Source organism: Micromonospora sp. NPDC048999 (assembly GCF_040649295.1).
GTDB lineage: Bacteria > Actinomycetota > Actinomycetes > Mycobacteriales > Micromonosporaceae > Micromonospora.
Genome location: NZ_JBEZFI010000068.1, coordinates 1 through 18,685, shown reverse-complemented (window position 1 = coordinate 18,685; position 18,685 = coordinate 1). Strand labels below are relative to the sequence as shown.

Genomic DNA, 18,685 nt, shown 5'->3' with positions numbered 1-18,685 from the left:
TGCGCGCCCTGGCCGCCCGCCTACTCACCCACGCAAACGCAGGCGAGTAGACCACCACAGCAGCCCGCCGACGCTGGTATGCCGGCAAGCATGAAACATCCGCTCTTGCCGCGATCAGCTCGCTACTCGCTGCGATCACAGGCTGCCCCTAGACTCCGCAGGGACGTGCCGAGAAAGCGTCACGGCCTGTGTTACGGCAGCGAGCTTGCCCCGATTATCCTCGCCCGCATGGACCGGGACGAGCTGCGGGCGACCGCCGACGCCTACATCCGCAGGGCGGTGGCGCGTGGGCGGTTCAGCTGCGCGCAGATCGTCGAGGACGCCGTTGAGTATCTGCATGGGCACGCCACGCCGGACGAGCTGCGGGCCCTGGCCTGGCGGTTGGTCGGGCCCCGGTTCGCCGAGCACCTGGCAGTGCAGGCGGGCTGGCCGGAGCGGACCGACAGCGACCGGCTCACCGACGCGTTCCGGGCGTTGGATGTGGCCGGGATCGTGGCGCGGGAGGACTTCGCCTGCTGCCAGAACTGTGGCACCGGCGAGATCGGCGGGGAGGTACTGCCGAACTTCCCGGCCCGCGGCTACGTGTTCTATCACTACCAGGATGCTGAACGCGCTGCCGCGGGCGACGAGCTGTGGCTGGCCTGGGGGCGCTTCGAAGCGGCGCCGGACGCCGAGCTCGGAGCCGAGATTGTGGCGGCGCTGCGGGCGCAGGGGCTCACCGTCGACTGGGACGGCGAGCCTGGGATGCGCATCCGGGTGCTGATGACGTGGGCGCGGCGGCGCCTGGGACGGTTGGCTGCGTACGCCACGCCCCAGCCCGGCGAGCGTGAGGTCGTGTTCGAGGCGCCGGGCGGCCGGATGCCGGTGCCGATGCCGGTCTCCGCGGTGGCCGCGGTGGAGCTGCCGTGGCTGCCGGACGGCAAGCCGGCGCGCGTCGACGGCGTCGAGGTGACCCGACACCACCACCTGCTGTCCTGGGGCGACGGCCGCTGCGCGGGGCGGTTGCAGGGTCTGAGCCTGCTGCACGGCGCGGCCGATCGGCAGAAGCCGGCCGGTGAGCCGGGACTTATCGAGGTCACCTACGAGAGCAACCCGAACGGGCCGAACGAGTCCGACGGGTTGCCGCTGCGGTGGGACGAGGCCGCCGAGATTGTGCGCCGGATGCCCACCCGCACCGGTTCGTGGCTGTCGGCGATCACCCCGTCGGGCGGGATTGTGCAGATGTCGTGGGACGACGGGCAGCTGTGGCTGGAGACGCCGCATCCAGACGAGGCGACCTCGACCGGCGCGCACACCACCGTGGAGGAGGCTGAACGGATGCTGCGGATCCTCGCCGAGGAGGACCGGGTCGCGATCGCCGAGGTGCCGGGCGTTATCCGCCGCCCCTGGTAAACCGGTGGTACGCGGTGCGGGACGGCCGCTGAGTCCTGGCCTTCCTCGGCCCGGAGGCCACGCACGGGCTGCGTCCGGTCCATCGCGCCAGCCGCTCGGCCGGCGGGGCGACCCGTGACCGCGGCGGACGTCGGGACCACGCTGCTGTTCGAGCAGCCCGCGCCGCCGCGGGTCCCGCCCGGGCCGCCGACCGACTTCGCCGCACTCGATTCAGGCACGTGGGGCTGCGAAAAGCGGGTCTCGCTACCGCGGCGAGCCTCACCCTCGGACTGCCGACCGAGACGCCGCCATCGAGGTCACCCCGCTGCGAAGCCTCGCGGCCACCTTCAGCAAGGTTCCTCGGAGTGCACGACGCAGCACCAGGCAGTTGCGCGGCAAGCGGGGAACGAAGAACCGCCGGCGCCGCAGAGCACGTTGCACCGGAGGTCAACCAGCGCGGTGACAGTATTCTGCCTGGCGAACGGCTCATGGTTCATTCGGATCTGCCGCCGTTCGAGAGGGCTGTCTGGCCGATGCGCGCTGCTCCTGCTACACAGGGCGCATGGGGACGGATATCGATGACCAGTGCGAGCGGGACGCCGACCAGCACTTGGCCGCCTACGGCTTGCGCGTCGCCGTCGACCAGGTCCCGATCGTTCGGGATGTCCTCATCCGCGAAACCCGGCACGAGGCGGACATCTCCGCTGGAACGGGCACCATCCCCGGCAACACGCAGCTGATGCGGATCTGCGCCGTCCAGCTCTGGCACGCCGGCGCCGTCGAGGACGCGCTGTTGGTTCACCGCGCCCGCCGCACCAGTATGGACGCAACCGGCGCCGTCGACGCGGAACTGATGCTGGGAGCGGGCGTCGCCAGAACGAAGGAGTACCTCGCGACTTTGTGCACCGATCAAGCCCGGGAGATCCTCGACGAGATCGCGTGGGTGGAGGAGTCTTACGACGCCGAACGCTACGCAGCCTTCCTCGACAAGTACTACCGAATTGCTTGACCGCCCGGGGAGGCCGTTTGCAGGCGCACTCGGTCACGGTTGTCCGCCAGCGGCGACATGAGCGGCCTCGAAGACCTGCACTGAACTTTTGGTGATCATGGCGCTCGCGGACTCTCTCGCGGCGACGAGGGCGGGAGCCTTTCGTTGCAGGGCTGCGGTGGCCATGATGGTCTGTCATGAGGTTCGAGACGCTCGTCATCGTGGAGGTGGTGGGCCGGCCGGCGAGCTACTCGTCGGCAGCCGAGCCTGCGTGGAAGGCCGCGGTCCGCGAGGCGGTCACCAGGAGTGGCTTGGGTCCGTGGGCGGAGCGCTTCTCGGTTCTCGTCGAGTTTCGTACGCCTGAAGCGCGCAACGCCAACGAAGTGTGGGACCTCGACAACCTAATCAAGCCGACGTTGGATGCGATGGAGGGCGTATTTGGGCTCCGAGAATGGCGCGGTCCAGCGCAAGCGGCAGACGACCGCGTCGATCATCTCGAGGCGACCAAGCGCACCGTTCGCGGCGACGAAGTTCCCGGGGCCCGGATCGAGGTTCGGCGCTTGGTTCAGTAATGCTAGGACGCGCGCACTCATCTGCCGCCGGCCGTGCGCGTCAGCCGCGCGTCGCCCTCACTGTGGGTGGTCGGCACTTCGCGGCGTTTGGGCATCCTGAACTGCCGAGATCAGTGCGTCGTTGTCGTCGGACGTTGGATTGTGCGCTCGCTTGGGCGACGACGAGGAGCGTGGGTCGGCCGAGGCTATCTGCGCCGGTCAGGACGGGTACGTGTTGCCAGGCGTCGTTGCGATCAGTACATCGGCCACCGGCTGCCAGCCGAGCGTCATGTACAGACGTTGACCTTCCTCGCTGGCGATGAGAATGCCGCGTTCGACGCCTTCTTCGACCGCGGAACGGGCTAGCGCGCTCATGACCGCGCTGGCTAGGCCTTTGCGACGATGAGCCGGCATGGTTTCGATCCGGTCCGCGACCGCATCCGTACCGGCCAATCCCATCGTCCCGCGCGCACCCACCTCTCCCGACTCGTGCCGCACCGTGGCCGCGACCACGCTGCCGCCTCCGTGCGAGTCGACCTGGGTCAGAAGCCGGTACGGTGCCACGGCCATGCTCTGCGGATGCCCGCGAAGATCGGCCGTCATCAACAGTTCCGAGTGCTTAAGCACAATCAGGCCGGCGGCCACCAGAGCCGAGGCCGCCCCCGCCGGGTCGGTGGTGGGCACGGTCAGCCATGTGACGGCGTCCTCACCAGCGACCAGCTCAGCCAGCGTGGTGAGCGACGCGAGGTCCTCGCCGGCATCGAGCGCGACATACTCGATGTCGCGGCCGGGCTGCAAGCACCGGACCCGCAACGCGCCGCCGACGTCTTCGGCGGCGGGCAGCGCGCGAGCCACGCCCCAGCCGTGCTGCCAGCGGACGATGAGATCTCGCAGGTTGCTCACCCATCGAGTAGATCACTTGCACCTGAACGGCCCGCCACGTCTTGAGACGCAATGAGCCCGAGATCACGTGCGCGGATCTGCCGCCGACCGGCCGCAACGCTCAGTCAACGGGGCGCGGCGGGCCGAACGCTCGATCGCGCCGACGTACGTGCGCGATGACGGCTACGCGATCTGCGTCAGCGAGCGGTTCGCCGACCGAACGTTCGACAGCTACCGTGCGGTGTTGGCCGCAGGTGCCCGTACGCGGTGCGGCCGTGCTGCTCGCACCACTTCGGACGGCATGGTGCCCGGCGTGTAGACGGTGCCGAGGTACTGGTTGTGGAAGGGCATGCCCACCCGGCTGCGCGGCGCCCGTGGCCAGCAACGCAGCCGCCTGACCCGCCCTCGGAGTGCCGATTGCGGACGGAGCGCCGCCACCGCTGACGCGCTCCTCCGCCACCCTGGACGCGGGGATTCCACGGGCGATACGGGGAGAGGCGTGGCGGCGGCCGGTGCGGGCACGCCAGCCCGACGGGGCAGGCGTGCCCACGATCCCTCAGCCGAAACAGAAGGTCACTTAAAGCGGATGAACTTGGAGAACTGGTTGTTGGCGGTGCCCACCGACACCGTCCGGTGGCTGTACGCGACCGCGACGTTGTAGTTGTACTCGTCGACCTCGAAGGTGCCGTTCGAGTTGACGCTGGTGACAAAGGCGACGTGACCGTAGGTGCCGCCCTGGCTGACCGCAATGTCGCCGGCCTTCGGGCTGTTGTGGACCGGCACCCCGGCGCTCCCGGCGGCGACGACCCAGTCCCCGGCGTTACCCCACATGGCTCCGCCATACTGGTTGTTGAATGGCACGCCGACCCGGCTCCGCAGCGCCCAGGCCGCGAAACTGGTGCACTGCCCCTTCCAGAAGTTCCAGGGGTCGATGCCCGCGCTCTGGCCCTTGTACGGGTAGTCGTCCTTCGCCGGGTAGCTCGTTCCGGAGATCAGCTGGTGGGACGCGTTGTTGTTCTTCAGTGTGGCGTTCAGGTTCGTCTTCGCGCCGGGTGCGATGTCCTGGTGGGCGTAGGAGGCGTCGTAGTCGCTGTTGTAGTAGACCCGCACGGTGCTGCTGGTGCGGTTCCACACGGAGGCGGCGTTGTTCTTGATGCACAGGCCCTTGCCGGCGCCGGCGCCCTTGAACTCGTAGCAGTCCGGCTGGGTGGTGCCGTAGTTGGCCAGAGATCCGGTGTGGTCGGAAACCGACCCAGCATGGTCGCTGTTGTAGTAGTAACAGAACTCGCCGGTGTCGCAGATTCCGTCGCGGGCGGCCGCCTGAGCGGGGGTGGTGACCGCGAGGACGCCGAGAGTTGCGCTGAGCACGCTCGCGCCGAGGGCGCTGAGGACGCGAACGGTGGTCCTGGGCATGTCCACTTTCCTTCCAACAGCAGATACGGGCCGACCCACCCTACAAGCTATTGATCAATTCGCGGGTCCAGGCCGTGCGTGGCCCGGCTGGCGAAGCCCGTGGGCACAGGGTCTTTGCGCAGTCGATTGAGGTGTGTCTGACCTGGGCGTACGCACTCTCACGTCCTGGTTGGAGGGTGACGCGAGACGGATGCGGCCTCGCCGGTGATCATGGAGCCTTTACGAGCTGATCTTGCAGCTCATGGCGGAAGTGGCGGGCCCGGAGATCGATGAGAGCGAGGCTCCAGGTAAGACAGCAGTCGACCAAGATCTGTGAGGGCTGCTGTCAAGAGCCGGCTTCGATGATTCGCCAGATTTGGCGGGCTATATAGCGTTTCAGGCTGCGGGTGATCTCGCGTGGTTCGGGCGCGTTGGTGCGCTTCGCTTTCCCCAAGACGTACGGGAAGCGCCGACCATTGACCGATCCGCAGCGTGCGCTGCTTCGGGCGCTGGTCGCAAACGACACGCTTTGGGACGCGAAAAATGGGAGCTGCGGGCTCGTCCTCAAGCAGGCCGGATTACCACAGAGCCGGAGTGCATGCCGCCGGCTCGCTGGGTGTCCGACCGTCAAGATCAGGTATCCGGATCTGTGATCCGAGGGCGGCGAGACTTCGACGGTAACGCAACGTGAGCGGTCGAATGGACTACCGCCTGGTCGGGCCCAGCGCAGGATAGCCCGCGTCGGGCACCCTGAGCTGTGCATGTTTGCGTGCCTGACTCTGCGTCAGAACCCGTACGCCGACAGGCCCTGCGGTGGAACGCTGCCCCGCACTGGGTCGTCTCGAACCAGGTCCCCCACCCGCCGCTGGTGACCGAGGAGCAGTTCGTCGTGGTCCAGGCGATCCTCGATGAGCGAACGGCTATGACTAATCGACAGCTTATGAGCGGATTAAATCCGCCATAACCGGCACCCGGAGGTCAGTGGGCGCCGATACTCTTCACCGCGCGGAGGACCGGGGTCCGATGGACTTCTACACCGGGCCGCCCCAGGCAGTGAACCGCCGAGGGCAACGACCCCGGCCTTCCGTCCAAACCTTGGTCCGGGACACGGCCCGGTGCCGGGCGCCGCCACCTGGAAAATCTTGGCCAAGCTGCGCTATGGACAAGATCCATAATCTCGGCGGAGTCCGGCTCGTTGATGCCGTCGCCAACGAGCCACAGGTCATAGTCAGACTGGGCAACGACGAGCGCCGGAAGTTCGCGTCGGATGACGGTGTGCATGACGATCGCAGATCGGTCACCTGGGAACCGACGACGCCGGAAGTTCGGCAGACGCATATTGAACAGTATGTACCGATCGCCTGGCTCTGCCGTGACCGGCGACTGTCAGCTTGGGAATCGGGTTGAGTCGCGGGCCGCCCGGCGTGGCGTCTGCTGGTCACGGACGTACCGGCGACACGGCCAAGCTCTGCGACAGACCTCCGCTGGCCGGTGTTGACCGCTGCATCGGGCGCAGAACGGGCACGGGCTGAGCTGAGGCGGAGCCTTGAACCCCTAAGCCGCCAACCAACGAAGGATCGGCTTAAATCGGACCGGCCGCCTCTCTGATCTGGGACGCGGCCCTTGGCGTCTCTCAACTTCTCGCATGGCCCCTCGGTCCCAGTTGTGCCAGATCTGTGCCCGTTGCTCATGGGGACCACGGTCTTCGCCGAGGCCGCCAAGACGTTTAGCTACAACACGAGCAACGTCGCTTCGCACTTCCTCCGGTCGAACGGCATAGTTTACTGCTATGCGCATTTCCCTGGCGGCTGCCGTCGCTGTTTGTGTAACGCTTACTGCCACCGGCTGCCGGGAGGGCGGAGGTGGTGCCATGCCATCGGCCGGCACGACCTCCGCTTCACCGTCGGCATCCGGGACAGCGAATGAACCGGTGGTCGAAGCCGTCGGGACTTTCAAGATCGTTCAGACCGTGCCGCCTGCGAAGGCCCAGGAGGCAGCACGGCAGGGCCCGCTGCGACGAGTGCTCGACGTGGTGGGAAAGGATAGAAAGGGCAATACCACCATCGTGCTGGCGGTGACCGCGTTCGGCGAGTTGGTGGCGGCCAAGAACCCACCGGCGAAGACAGGCAACTGGACCATCGCGATCGGGCAGACCTCGGTCGGACTGTGGAACAGCAAGGGTTTTCGGCCGTTCCCGCTACCGGCAGGCTACGGTGGGCCGCCTCGCCAGACTGCCGGCGGCGTGGAGCGGGACGGCGTTGTCGTCTGGTCCGAGACCGCAAGCACCGACCTGTACTTCTTCGACTGGCGGGTCTACGCGTACGACTCCGCGAGCCGCAAGACCAGCCTGCTCGGCGACTCGAGCGCGATGGCTCCGAAGGCTCGGCTTCCGCTCGGGCCGGGCAACGGCGAACCGGTGATCGGTGACGGGGCGGCGTACTGGTCGACCACGTATCCCACCGGGGATGATCGCGAGTTCGGCGTGCGGATCATGACGCGCCCGCTGACCGGTGACGGCGCCCTGAAGGTCGCTGTCACTCAGGCCAAGTTCCCCGCCTCCGACGGCGGCGATCTCTTTTACGTCCGGTCACATGATGTGGCGCCGGGATTCCCGAGCGGCCGCTACGAGATCCATCGCCGGACCTCGGCTGGCGCCGACCAGGTGGTAGCGGCCGGCGCCCTCGGCGCCGAGCAGGAGGTCTCCAAGCTGGTGGTCGGCGGAGACCGGCTGGCCTGGGTGGTCTCCTCGCCGGCCGATGAGAAGTCGACACTGTACCTGTGGACCGCTGCGACCAACGAGGCGGTGGCGTTCCCGCTGGAGCACTCGGCACCGTGGACGATGTACCTTAGCCTCAGTCCGAGCCTGTTGGCGTGGTCCAACGGCAGTGCGTCAGGCGACGCCGGGCAGTACGTCTACGAACTCGGCGACCAGCGGTTGTGGCGGCTCGGGACGGTGGACGGATACAGCATCGTATACGGCAACGGGGCGGCGGTGGCCTGGTCCGAGCTGACCGCCGACAACGTCTCAGCGTTCCACAGCGCGACGTGGAAGCCCTCCAACTGACACCGGCGGCGAAGGCTCACGGAATTGCGTTGGGGATATCCGCTGAGCTGCCGTTTCGCACCAAGGGGCAGTTAGCGATCGACATCTGCACCGACGCGTACGCCGACGGCATCCGCTTTGCCGTGGTGTTCGGGGACGAGGTCTACGGCGCCAGCACACAGTTGCGGGAGTCCTTCGAGCAACAGCAGCAGGCGCGGGTGGCCTCCACGTTCGCCCCCTGGGGAACAGGCCGCCGCCCGGTCCGGCACGTCAAGCGGGCCTTGACGCAGGTTCGGACGCTGCCGGAACAGCTGAGTCGGCTCTCGTGTCACGGACCGTGCCCCCGGCGGACACCGCCACAGTGGCGCAGTTGACCCAACCTCGCCCGGCACGGACCCGGCTCCCGGGGTCGGAGCTGGCCACCGGCGGCCACCCCTCCCCTCCCCGGTGAGCGGTTGACCTGACCCTGAGCGGCTGTCGAGCCGGCTCCTGGACGACCGGCATGCCGCCGCGCGGCCACCACCCCCATGCTCGGGGCTTGCCGCGCGGACCCCGGCACGCCTTTCCCTGCGCCGCGCTGCTCAGGCGCGGCGCGGCCGGCTGCCGGCGACGAACCTCCACCACTGTCCCCGCTATCCCGTCTGCGGCGGCCCCCGGGCTCCCCGCTGTCCGCGCCAGCCGCCGGCGTCAGGCGTGACGGCCGCAGAGCGACAGCGGCAGCGGCCGGCGCGCGCCCAGGCGGCGGCGCGTGCGGCCCGTCAAGGGCCGCCTTGATAGACGTACGGAAAGTTCTCCCACACGGGCCGGCAGCCGGCCGTCCCGCCACAGCATCCCGGGTCACGGCGGGTTGACGTGTCGGTACCCGGTGCTACTCTGGCGCTCGTCGAGCACGCCAGCGCGGCCTTCCTGCTGGATCGCTGGACTCGATGTCGGAGATGGCGAGCGGCCTTCCTGCCGCTGATGCGGGCCACGTCCCGCCGGCTCTCGATTGCACCGGCCGCCATGCCGGTCCTCCGAATCCGCTGAGCGGCCCAGCACGGCCTTCCCTGCCGTCCACGATGGCCCGGATTCGCACACCTCACGGGTGGGGTCAGCCTGCGGCAACCCGCCGGACGCCGACATCCCAGGCTCCCCACCCGTGCCGGCCCCACTCATCGGCTCGACGAGCGCGAAAAGGACATGACTCATCGGCGGGAAGTGGCACGACCACGAATCCGCCCTCCGGCGTCAGCCGCCCTCCCCGGCGGTGCCAGGAGACACGACGAACACCACCAGCGGACAGACATCCACGGCTGGTGGTGCTTCATCTCCCGTCCCTGCCACCCCATGAGGAGAGAGTGATGTCCACCCCGCTCACCCTGCACCGGCCCGGTCTCGCCGCCGGTCGTGACGCACAAGCCCTGCACCGCGCCGCTACGCTGGAGTTCTCCGGCTGGCTGGAACACACCCGCCCCGCCGGCGGCTGCTCCCGCCCGATCCGCCTCACCGGCACCATCGCCGCCGTCGACCGCGACACCGGCCGGATCCTGAGCGAGCAGCACACCGACGAGCTGCCCGACCGGACGCTCTACAAGGCGTGCGGCAACCGCCGCGAATCGCAGTGCCGAGACTGCGCCTGGGTCTACCAGGGCGACGCCTTCCAGGTCGTCCGCTGCGGCCTGACCGGCGGCAAGGGCATCCCCGCCTCGATCGGCCGGCACCCGGTCGTCTTCGCCACCTTCACCGCCCCGTCCTTCGGCGCGGTCCACCACCGGCACATCCCCCGCCACACCTGCCGCAGCCGGCAGCGCTGCGACTGCCGCCCGGCCCCCTGCCGCGCCCGTAGCACCGTCGGCACCTGCCCGCACGGGCAGCCCGCGGCGTGCTTCGCCCGGCACGACGCCGACGATCCGCGGCTCGGGCAGCCGTTGTGCCTGGACTGCTACGACCACGACCACCAGGTCGTCTGGAACTACTTCGCCGGTGAGCTGTGGCGGCGCACCAAACAGGCCATCGAACGCCGCCTCGCCGCCCTCTGCCGGAGGCGCGGCATCCCCTTCGTTCGGATCGTCACCCCCTCGGGCAAGGTCCGCTGGGTGCCGCCCCTGCGGGTGTCGCACGGCAAGGTCGCCGAGATGCAACGCAGAGCAGCGGTGCACTTCCACGTCCTGCTGCGCCTCGACGGCGTCGACCCCGACGACCCTGACGCCCTCGTGCCGCCGCCGGCCGGCATCACCGTCGACGACCTGGACGAAGCCGTCCACGCAGCCGCCTCCCAGATCACCGTCACCACACCCCCGCACCCCGACCGGCCGCAAGGCTGGCGGGTCGCCTGGGGCGAGCAGGTCGACGTCCGGCGCACCAACAGCACTGATGGCGAGCTGACCGACGGCAAGGTGGCGGCCTACCTGGCCAAGTACGCCACCAAGGCCACCGAAGCCACCGGCCACTGCTCCACCCGGCTCACCCCCACCACGATCGACGACTACGCCGACCCGGAAGGCGACCACCTCGCCCGCCTCATTGACGCCTGCTGGCACCTCGGACGACCCACCCACACCGAACCAGCCAGCGGCGCCGCAACCGGCGGTGACCGTCAAGCCAGCCTTGACACCAAACCGCGCCCCTACGCCGGGCTGCGCCGCTGGGCGCACATGCTCGGCTTCGGCGGCCACTTCCTCACCAAGGCCCGCCGCTACTCCGTCACCTTCGGCCAGCTCCGCGACACCCGTGCCACCTACCGCCGCATGGAAGACGAGGACGGCACCGACATCGTCACCGTCGGCACCCTCATCTACGTCGGGTCCGGCTGGCTCAGCGCCGGTGACGCACTCCTCGCCAACACCGCCGCCCGACAGCGACGCGAAAGCAGACGCATCGGCCGGGAAGAAGTCGCCCACGAAGCCTGGCTCACCGGGGCTGCCGCATGAGCAGACACCTCACCCCTCGCTGGTACTCCCCCGCCGAAGTCGCCGTCCTCCTCGGCTTCGGCATCTCCAAGGTCAAGATGAAGCTCGCCACCGGCGAGCTGCGCTCCATCAAGGACGGAAAGTACCGCCGCGTCCTCCCCGAATGGGTCGACGACTACATCCGCGAGCAAGTCGAACGACAGGAGGCAGCCTGATGCCCGGACGCGCACGAACGTCAGCCATGGCAGCAATCCTCGCCTATGCCGAGACTGCGACCTGCCCCGGTGCCAACCACGTAGCCCCTGACGCCTTTGGTGTGAAAGAATGATCACTCGTCGATGAGCTGGGCGAGCAGCCGGGGTGAGCTGCCGGAACGGTCCACCATCGTCCGTGGGTGTCCGGCGTCGGCCGTCCCGGTCGTCACCCAACTGGTCACCCAGCCCCGCAAGGCGGTGCACCTCTACCGGTCGTTTGCGGCGGCCGGCCCGGAGGCCGGGCCCCACCATCCGTCGCCGCCCCGGCAGCTCACCACCTGACAGGGGTTAGCGATGGGCTTCATTGGGTGTGTTCGCTCGCACGCGCCGCAGCCCCACCACCGTCCCGGCGTGGAAGGCAAGATTCAACAGCGCAGGACCAAAGAAGCGCAGGTCACGGAAAGAGCCGAGGATCTCGTTTCCCTTATCGAACTGCATCGCATTAAGGAGCCAGTCCCATGGCTGCCCCAACACCTGGATGCCGACGCCGGACAGGCCCACAGCAGTGAATGCCAATGAAGAACGGTCCATGATCGCGACAGAGGTGTAGAAAACCACCAACAACGCCAGAATCACACAAGCATGCGCGAGGATCCAACGCCGTCGCGGTGGAAGCAACATGATCAGAGCCTAGTGACAGCAGGAAACCTGCGCGACCCCATCCGGTGTGCCGCCGACCCGCCCTTCTGGGGAGCGGGCCGTCGCCGGCTCCGCCACGTCAAGCGGACCTTGACGGCTCGTACGGACGCTGCCGGAACAGCTGAGTCGGCTCTCGTGTCACGGACCGTGCCCCCGGCGGACACCGCCACAGTGGCGCAGTTGACCCAACCTCGCCCGGCACGGACCCGGCTCCCGGGGTCGGAGCTGGCCACCGGCGGCCACCCCTCCCCTCCCCGGTGAGCGGTTGACCTGACCCTGAGCGGCTGTCGAGCCGGCTCCTGGACGACCGGCATGCCGCCGCGCGGCCACCACCCCCATGCTCGGGGCTTGCCGCGCGGACCCCGGCACGCCTTTCCCTGCGCCGCGCTGCTCCGGCGCGGCGCGGCCGGCTGCCGGCGACGAACCTCCACCACTGTCCCCGCTATCCCGTCTGCGGCGGCCCCCGGGCTCCCCGCTGTCCGCGCCAGCCGCCGGGCGTCAGGCGTGACGGCCGCAGAGCGACAGCGGCAGCGGCCGGCGCGCGCCCAGGCGGCGGCGCGTGCGGCCCGTCAAGGGCCGCCTTGAACACGTACAGAAAGTTCTCACCGCCTGGCCGGCAGTCGGCTGTCCGGTCTCGGGACCTGCGTGACAGATCGGTATCAGGACCTGGTGACACTCCGCCGAGCATTGGTGGCGATGAGGGTGATGGAACAGCGGTATCGAGCCGTCCAGGACGTGCCTGCCGGCTGAGGCATCACGGATGCCGGTGGAGGGCCAGGCAGATCAGTAGCCTGGTTGGCCGCCAGCGGCGAGGCGTGCTGCTGCCTGGGCGGGCGTGTCGTCGTAGCCGGGCCGGGCCAGGCATACCGATTGGAAGAAGTAGCCCTGTTCCTCGTCCGGGTCGTCGTCTGCGGCGAATGGCCGCCACAGGGCGAGGTACAGCTCCCGCGCGGTGAAGCCGTCATCGTCCTCGTTCGGCCTGAGGTCCACATGGCGACGTAGGCGCTCCACGACTTCCAGCGCGGGCAGCCCGAAAAGGTCTACGTCGCGGTACCGCACGACGTCCCGCTCGATCGGGCGCCACACCTCGATCGCGTTGACCCGGTCCCTTGTCCGCCCAACTCCGAAGCCCAGGCTGAACCCAAGCCCGCTCGGCAAGTGCAGCGCAACCTCGCCGTAGGCGGTCGAACTCAGCGGGCCGAGCGTCTCGAGCGCGGCACGGGCCTCGTCGATCGTCATCCCGAGCCGCAGCGGGCCGACCTCGTGCGGCGGATCCAGCACGAACTCCATCTGCTGATGATCGCAGCCCTCTCGTCAGCACAGGAACTGGGCGTGAAGATCGTCTAGCCAGACGTGTCACGCGCGTCCCGAGACTGATCTGTCACGCAGGTCCTGAGAGCCGACATGGCCGGCAGTCGGCCGCTGGCCTCTCTGTCGTCCACTTGGGTTACTGGATAGCGGCTGCGCGCTTGTCGCGGACCGTAGGCCTGGTGAGCTGGGCGAATAGCCGGAGTGAGCTGCCGGAACAGTCCACCGTCGTCCGCGGGCGTCCGGCGTCGGCTGCCCCGGTCGTCACCCAGCTGGTCACCCAGCCCGAGCGCTAGGCGGTGAGGCGGGACTTTAACCCCTAAGCCGCCAGGGGGTGGATGATCGTCGGGAACCGGACCAATCAACCGCGTGAGCTTGGTCGGGGCACTCACCGCTTCTCAACGTCTCGCACGCTTTCCGGCCTCAGTTGTGCCACATCTGTGCCAGGTGATCTCCGCGCAAGGGCGATGGGCACATCGGGCACGGCGACCGTTTCGGGCCCGCCCGGTTGCAAAAAAGATCAATGGCCGCCCCTGGATCGCCGCTATCGTGACCTGGTGCTGACCCTGGAATCGGTGGTGAGTCGAGTTGGCTCCGACGTCGTGCCGTTTGACCTCTGGCCGGTCGCAGCACGCGACCTGGGATGGCTACGGCTACACGGGGCGATGAAACCCGCCGAAGTCGGTATGGCTGTCTGGTCGCTCCTGTTCCACAGCGCCCCCATCGGCGACGACTTTGCAGTTCCGAACACACCTGCCGTAGCGCTCCGCTTACTAAGCGAGTTCGACACCCTCTACGCTCCTGGCGGACTGCTGCTCATAAATTCGACGACAGGCGTATTGGTGGAGCCCGGCTGCTGTTGCGATCTCTTCGAGTGGCGCGACTGGCTGGGCACCCTGCACGGACTGTCGGTCGATCTCGGACACGCCCCGGCTCCCGAGGTGGAATATCGCGGCGAGGTGGTGCGCGTTTGGACCGAGGGCGGAGACATGGCAACCCCTCCGGCGGACCGGACCTATGTCGATGTCGACCGGGCGGCCTTGCCCGACCTCCTGCGATCAGCACAGTGCGACCTGGTCGGATTCCTCGAAGCAACCCGCAACTGGGCCAACCAGGTCGCGCCGGAGCACGCTGATCAGTTCGTCGCGGCACTCGACGCGGGCTTACAGATCAGCGAACCGCTGCCGCTGTAAGGCACCACAGTCCCTCGTCCCGCGCGGCTGAGTCCCAAGCCCGCCCCGCTGCCATCCCGTCGCCGTCGACCCGCCATCCTTGGGGAGCGGACCGCCGCCCGGCTCGCTACGTCAAGCGGACCTAATGAGAGCTACCGGGTCGGCCTTCGGGCAGACTCCGGTCCGGTAGCCGCCGGTGGGTGAGCACTGTGCGGACCGGGACGCTTGCAGTCCTATGTCAAGACCGTGCCCCTGCTGTTGGTCGGGAGACCAGACCGCGGATGGGATGTCGTGCCCGCTGGCTTTGGCGTGAGCGCTCGTTCATTAGGTTGCTGGTAGTTCTCCCGCGGGCCGCCGTAGACGTGATGTCCGCTATGGGTGGGAGCATGGGGTTGCTGTTCGTTGGCGATGACAGGGCCGAGGAGCACCACGACGTCGAGCTGCAGGACCAGACCGGGCGGGTGCTGGGCAGAGCGAAGCTGCCCGAGGGTGTCGCGGGGATCACCCGGCTGCACGCGATGATCGGCGAGCATGTCGGGGAGGATGACGAGCCGACGCAGGTGGTGGTCGGCATCGAGACCGACCGCGGCGGCTGCTGGGTGCAGGCGCTGATCGCTGCTGGCTACCAGATCTACGCGGTCAACCCGTTCCAGGTGGCCCGCTGCCGCGAGCGCCACAGTGTTTCCGGCGGCAAGAGCGATACCCGCGACGCGCATACCTTGGCTGACATGGTCCGTACCGACCGTCATCAGCTACGCCCGGTCGCTGGCGACAGCGTCGAAGCGGAGGCGGTCAAGGTCGTCACCCGGGCGCACAAGACGCTGATCTGGGAGCACACAAGGCATATCCTGCGGCTGCGCCACGCTCTGCGGGAGTTCTTTCCGGCCGCGCTGGCCGCTTTCGACGACTTGACCGCCCCGGATGCTCTGCAACTGCTGGGCGCCGCACCCGATCCGGTTTCCGCGGGCCGGCTGACCAAGGCCCAGATCACAGCAGCGATCAAGCGCGCCCGCCGCCGCAACATCGCCGAGAAGGCGCAGGCGATCCAGGCTGCCCTGCACGCCGAGCAGTTGGGCCAGCCGGCCGTGGTGACCGCCGCATACGGGGCCACCGTCCGGGCTCAGGTGGCCATCCTGAACACCCTCAACGCCGAGATCCAAAACATGGAGGAGCAGGTCGAGGCGCATTTTGGCAAGCACCCGGATGCTGAGATCTACCTCAGTCAGCCCGGTCTGGGCGTCATTCTCGGCGCCCGGGTGCTCGCCGAGTTCGGCGATGACAAGAATCGCTACGCCGATGCGAAAGCACGCAAGAACTACGCCGGGACCAGCCCGATCACTCGCCAGTCCGGCAAGAAGAAGTCAGTGCTTGCCCGGTACGTGCACAACGATCGGCTCATCGATGCCCTCAACCGCCAAGCGTTCTCCGCGCTGCACGCCTCCCCCGGCGCCCGCGCCTACTACGACCGGCTGCGTGCCCGCGGCATCGGCCACCAGGCGGCGCTACGTCAGCTCGGCAACCGCCTGGTCGGGATCCTGCATGGCTGTCTCAAGACCGCCACTGCCTATGACGAAGCCACCGCATGGGCCCACCATCAACAAGAGGGCGCGGTTGGCATCGCGGTCGCCGCCTCGGTGCAGGCGGTGGCGGTCGGTGCGCCCTGGCCACCAACCAACCGAGGAGTACGTCGCCCGCCGGATCAGCGAGGGCAAGGCCAAGACCGAGATCATGCGGTGCCTGAAGCGCTACATCGCGAGAGAGGCATACCGACTGCTTACGAACCCCGCGTAGGCAACATCGGTCTCGACACCAATGGCCGAATCAGGCAGGCTGCACCGGTGGCGATCGACACCACCGGCAAGTTCTGGCGCGGCGACAACTTCACCGACCTCGCCGACTACCTCCGCGAATATCAGCCCGGCGGCTACCCCGTGGCTCGGGTTAAGGAGATGATCTGCCAACAGTGCGGCGGCAAGACCTTCGCGGTCCTTGCCGATGACGAGAGCGGGTGCGCACAGGTACGGTGTCTAGCCTGCGGCGACCTCGTCTTGATCGCGGACAGCGCCGACTACTGGCAAGACGCCGACCCTGGGGAATGTGCCTGCCCGTGCGGCGGCGAAGCCTTCCAGGTCGCCGTCGGGTTCGCTCTGCGCACCGATGGCGACGTCCGGTGGGCCAGCGTCGCTCTCCGCTGCGCCCAGGACGGCACCCTCGGCGTCTACACAGACTGGAAGATCGACTATTCTCCGACAGACCACCTCCTGATCGGTGCAACGTGATCTGCGCGGCCCACCCGCTCCCTTGACGGAAATAGGAGCGTTCACTTCGCCGGCAGCGGGCTGTTGTGCGCCGGTTGATGTTTGACACTGCGGCCTCGGCTGGTGGCTGACATGATCGCGCTGAAGCGCCTGCTGAGCCTTGGCGCAGGTGAAGCTGAACGGATCGCGAGAGGTGGCCGGTGATCTCCTACGGCGTGAACGCCACCCGTCCGTGTGGCGATTGCGGATCTGAGATGACGTGTGGTCTCGCGCAGCGCATTGTCCACGACCGGCTGCACTGGACCGCTGAGTGTCATTGCCCCCACTGCGGCTCAGCCTTCGAGACGTTCGGCTGGGATGACACGCCCGCCGAGATCCGCGATGCCTTGGCCGCTGGCTGCGGGTTGGCACGCCTCACCGTCGAGGGCACAACAGGAGCCGGCCGCGTGGCGTTGCTGAAGGTCTTCCGTGATGCCGGAGCCTCGTTATCGGAGGCGAAGGCGACGGCTCAGCACGCGGTTACCACCGGCATCGAGGGAACTCGGGTAGAGCTTGAGCTGCTGAGGCAACGGCTCGAACGGAACAACATCACCGCGATCGTCAACGGTGGCGACAGCTGTTGAGTGTGTGAAGCATCAGGCGAGGCCGAAGTGTCAACCATCATGCGAGACCAGGCATCCCGCCGGCAGCCGGTTGTCGTACTCCGCTTGATCCTTGACGGGGTGGGCGTCACATGATGCGTGGCACTCGGCCGAGTGCTGGTGGAGGCGACTGCGGTTTCCTGCTGGAAGCGGAGGAGCGACATGGATTTCGCACTACCGGACAATCGGGTTCTGGGTTGGGCGGAGTACGGCGATCCGGCCGGGGTGCCCGTGGTGTACCTGCATGGCACGCCGGGTTCTCGGCTCAGCCGCCCGGACGACGCGGCGTTGGTGGGCGTTCGCTTGATGACCGTGGACCGACCTGGATACGGTCGGTCGACACCTGTCCGGCGGCCAACGCTGCTCGGCGTCGCCGATGCGGTCGGTGCGCTGATGGCATCCCTGGGAATCGAGCGTTTCGGCGTGGTCGGGTTCTCCGGTGGCGCACCGTACGCGCTGGCCTGTGGTGCCCGGTTTCCGCAACGCCTTACCGGCGTCGTCGCCGCCGGTTTCACTGGCCCATATCGGGAGCTGCGGACGGTACGCGGCTGGCAGCGGCTTCAAGCGTGGACAGTTTGCAACATCCCGGGGCTCGGCCGCCCCTACGTGACTCGCGCTGCCGCCTGGTACGCGGAAGACTCCCTCAAACAGCACCGAGAACTGCTTGCGACTGGCCAGGACACCTGGATGCAGCCAAGTGAGGAGTCCAACCTCGAAGGCGCCCGCCAAGGCGCCGCCGGCCTGGTCGGCGACTGGCTGGCCACAGACATTCGTCCGTGGGGATTCCGCCTTCGGGACGTGCCCTGCCGTGTCCTCATCTGGGCTGGTCGACACGACCCTGGCAGAGCTGTTGCCGACGCGCCACTGATCGCCGCACGGATGCCCGACGCCGAGGTCCGCATCGGTGAGAACGCCGCTCACACGCCGTCTCCTGCCCATTGGCGGGAAGTGCTGGCGTGGGTCAAGGGTGGCTAGGACCCGGCAGGCATACGGCGTGCGATAGGGCCGGCGCCCCGTCAAGAGATGAACGAACTCGCGTCCGGCTACACCGAATCAGGAGCTGACACCAGCGAGATCGTCTAGCCGGAACTGTCACGCATCATCTGATCCGGATCTGTCACGAATCAAGTGGAGATCGACATCGCCGGCAGCCGGCTGTCCGGTCTCAGGACCTGCGTGACTCTTGCGGGCACCCACGACGGGTGTCAACGGTCATCGGGTTTTCCGTGTGGGTGGACTTTTGGTCTCCGGTTCCACGGACATGGTTTTTCCGGGTGGGCGGACAGTTGTGGTCGGTT

The 18,685-nt window shown here is 68.0% G+C and carries 17 protein-coding genes and 2 pseudogenes; 15 read left to right on the top strand and 4 right to left on the bottom strand.

Features of this window, described 5'->3' with window-relative positions:
- The first annotated feature begins 228 nt into the window (after positions 1-228).
- The 3 genes from AB0C02_RS32260 to AB0C02_RS32250 all read left to right on the top strand — a co-directional run bounded on the left by AB0C02_RS32260 (position 229) and on the right by AB0C02_RS32250 (position 2,931).
- The gene (locus AB0C02_RS32260; protein WP_357552966.1) at positions 229-1,392 is read left to right on the top strand and encodes a hypothetical protein; all 1,164 of its coding nucleotides are present in this window, start codon (positions 229-231) and stop codon (positions 1,390-1,392) included.
- A 541-nt stretch (positions 1,393-1,933) separates the two neighbouring features.
- A complete protein-coding gene (locus AB0C02_RS32255) occupies positions 1,934-2,380 on the top strand; it encodes a hypothetical protein (RefSeq protein ID WP_357552964.1) in 447 nt (148 codons plus the stop codon).
- A gap of 176 nt (positions 2,381-2,556) precedes the next feature.
- The gene (locus AB0C02_RS32250; RefSeq protein WP_357552963.1) at positions 2,557-2,931 is read left to right on the top strand and encodes a hypothetical protein; all 375 of its coding nucleotides are present in this window, start codon (positions 2,557-2,559) and stop codon (positions 2,929-2,931) included.
- Positions 2,932-3,129: 198 nt separating this feature from the next.
- On the opposite strand, the gene AB0C02_RS32245 is transcribed toward AB0C02_RS32250, so the two are convergent.
- Positions 3,130-3,813 (bottom strand): GNAT family N-acetyltransferase, encoded by a 684-nt coding sequence (locus AB0C02_RS32245; protein WP_357552962.1) that lies wholly within the window; start codon positions 3,811-3,813, stop codon positions 3,130-3,132.
- A gap of 67 nt (positions 3,814-3,880) precedes the next feature.
- On the opposite strand from AB0C02_RS32245, the gene AB0C02_RS32240 reads away from it, so the two are divergent.
- On the top strand, positions 3,881-4,111 hold the full coding sequence (locus tag AB0C02_RS32240) for a hypothetical protein (protein ID WP_357552960.1): 231 nt from the start codon (positions 3,881-3,883) through the stop codon (positions 4,109-4,111).
- 254 nt (positions 4,112-4,365) lie between these two features.
- Here AB0C02_RS32240 and AB0C02_RS32235 read toward each other — a convergent pair whose 3' ends face one another.
- Positions 4,366-5,205, bottom strand: a complete 840-nt coding sequence (locus AB0C02_RS32235; protein WP_357552958.1) for a CHAP domain-containing protein — start codon at positions 5,203-5,205, stop codon at positions 4,366-4,368.
- A 1,137-nt stretch (positions 5,206-6,342) separates the two neighbouring features.
- Between AB0C02_RS32235 and AB0C02_RS32230 the strand changes: the two genes are divergently transcribed.
- From AB0C02_RS32230 to AB0C02_RS32205, 6 genes are all read left to right on the top strand, one after another.
- Positions 6,343-6,591, top strand: a complete 249-nt coding sequence (locus AB0C02_RS32230) for a hypothetical protein (RefSeq protein WP_357552955.1) — start codon at positions 6,343-6,345, stop codon at positions 6,589-6,591.
- A 562-nt stretch (positions 6,592-7,153) separates the two neighbouring features.
- Positions 7,154-8,248: a hypothetical protein gene (locus AB0C02_RS32225; protein ID WP_357552954.1), complete on the top strand. Its 1,095-nt coding sequence runs from the start codon at positions 7,154-7,156 to the stop codon at positions 8,246-8,248.
- Positions 8,230-8,601 (top strand): hypothetical protein, encoded by a 372-nt coding sequence (locus AB0C02_RS32220; protein WP_357552952.1) that lies wholly within the window; start codon positions 8,230-8,232, stop codon positions 8,599-8,601. Before AB0C02_RS32225 ends, AB0C02_RS32220 begins: the two co-directional genes overlap by 19 nt.
- Positions 8,602-9,567: 966 nt before the next feature.
- Entirely contained in the window at positions 9,568-11,136 is a 1,569-nt protein-coding gene (locus AB0C02_RS32215) for a replication initiator (protein WP_357552950.1), read from the top strand.
- Complete coding sequence (locus tag AB0C02_RS32210; protein WP_357552949.1) at positions 11,133-11,330, top strand: excisionase family DNA-binding protein; 198 nt, start codon at positions 11,133-11,135, stop codon at positions 11,328-11,330. Before AB0C02_RS32215 ends, AB0C02_RS32210 begins: the two co-directional genes overlap by 4 nt.
- A 123-nt stretch (positions 11,331-11,453) precedes the next feature.
- Positions 11,454-11,651: a hypothetical protein gene (locus AB0C02_RS32205; RefSeq protein ID WP_357552948.1), complete on the top strand. Its 198-nt coding sequence runs from the start codon at positions 11,454-11,456 to the stop codon at positions 11,649-11,651.
- A gap of 6 nt (positions 11,652-11,657) precedes the next feature.
- Here AB0C02_RS32205 and AB0C02_RS32200 read toward each other — a convergent pair whose 3' ends face one another.
- On the bottom strand, positions 11,658-11,990 hold the full coding sequence (locus tag AB0C02_RS32200) for a hypothetical protein (RefSeq protein WP_357552947.1): 333 nt from the start codon (positions 11,988-11,990) through the stop codon (positions 11,658-11,660).
- A gap of 801 nt (positions 11,991-12,791) precedes the next feature.
- Complete coding sequence (locus tag AB0C02_RS32195) at positions 12,792-13,298, bottom strand: hypothetical protein (protein WP_357552945.1); 507 nt, start codon at positions 13,296-13,298, stop codon at positions 12,792-12,794.
- Between the two features lie 575 nt (positions 13,299-13,873).
- Here AB0C02_RS32195 and AB0C02_RS32190 point away from each other — a divergent pair.
- The 5 genes and pseudogenes from AB0C02_RS32190 (at position 13,874) to AB0C02_RS32170 (ending at position 18,362) form a co-directional block, all read left to right on the top strand.
- Positions 13,874-14,509: a hypothetical protein gene (locus tag AB0C02_RS32190; protein ID WP_357552944.1), complete on the top strand. Its 636-nt coding sequence runs from the start codon at positions 13,874-13,876 to the stop codon at positions 14,507-14,509.
- A 371-nt stretch (positions 14,510-14,880) separates the two neighbouring features.
- A pseudogene (locus AB0C02_RS32185) lies at positions 14,881-16,086 on the top strand (IS110 family transposase); the annotation flags it as partial.
- Between the two features lie 70 nt (positions 16,087-16,156).
- A pseudogene (locus tag AB0C02_RS32180) lies at positions 16,157-16,279 on the top strand (IS110 family transposase); the annotation flags it as partial.
- Positions 16,280-16,946: 667 nt separating this feature from the next.
- Positions 16,947-17,369 carry a hypothetical protein gene (locus AB0C02_RS32175; RefSeq protein ID WP_357552942.1) on the top strand — a complete coding sequence of 141 codons (423 nt, stop codon included), beginning with the start codon at positions 16,947-16,949 and terminating at the stop codon, positions 17,367-17,369.
- A 180-nt stretch (positions 17,370-17,549) separates the two neighbouring features.
- A complete protein-coding gene (locus AB0C02_RS32170) occupies positions 17,550-18,362 on the top strand; it encodes an alpha/beta hydrolase (protein WP_357552941.1) in 813 nt (270 codons plus the stop codon).
- Positions 18,363-18,685: the final 323 nt, after the last annotated feature.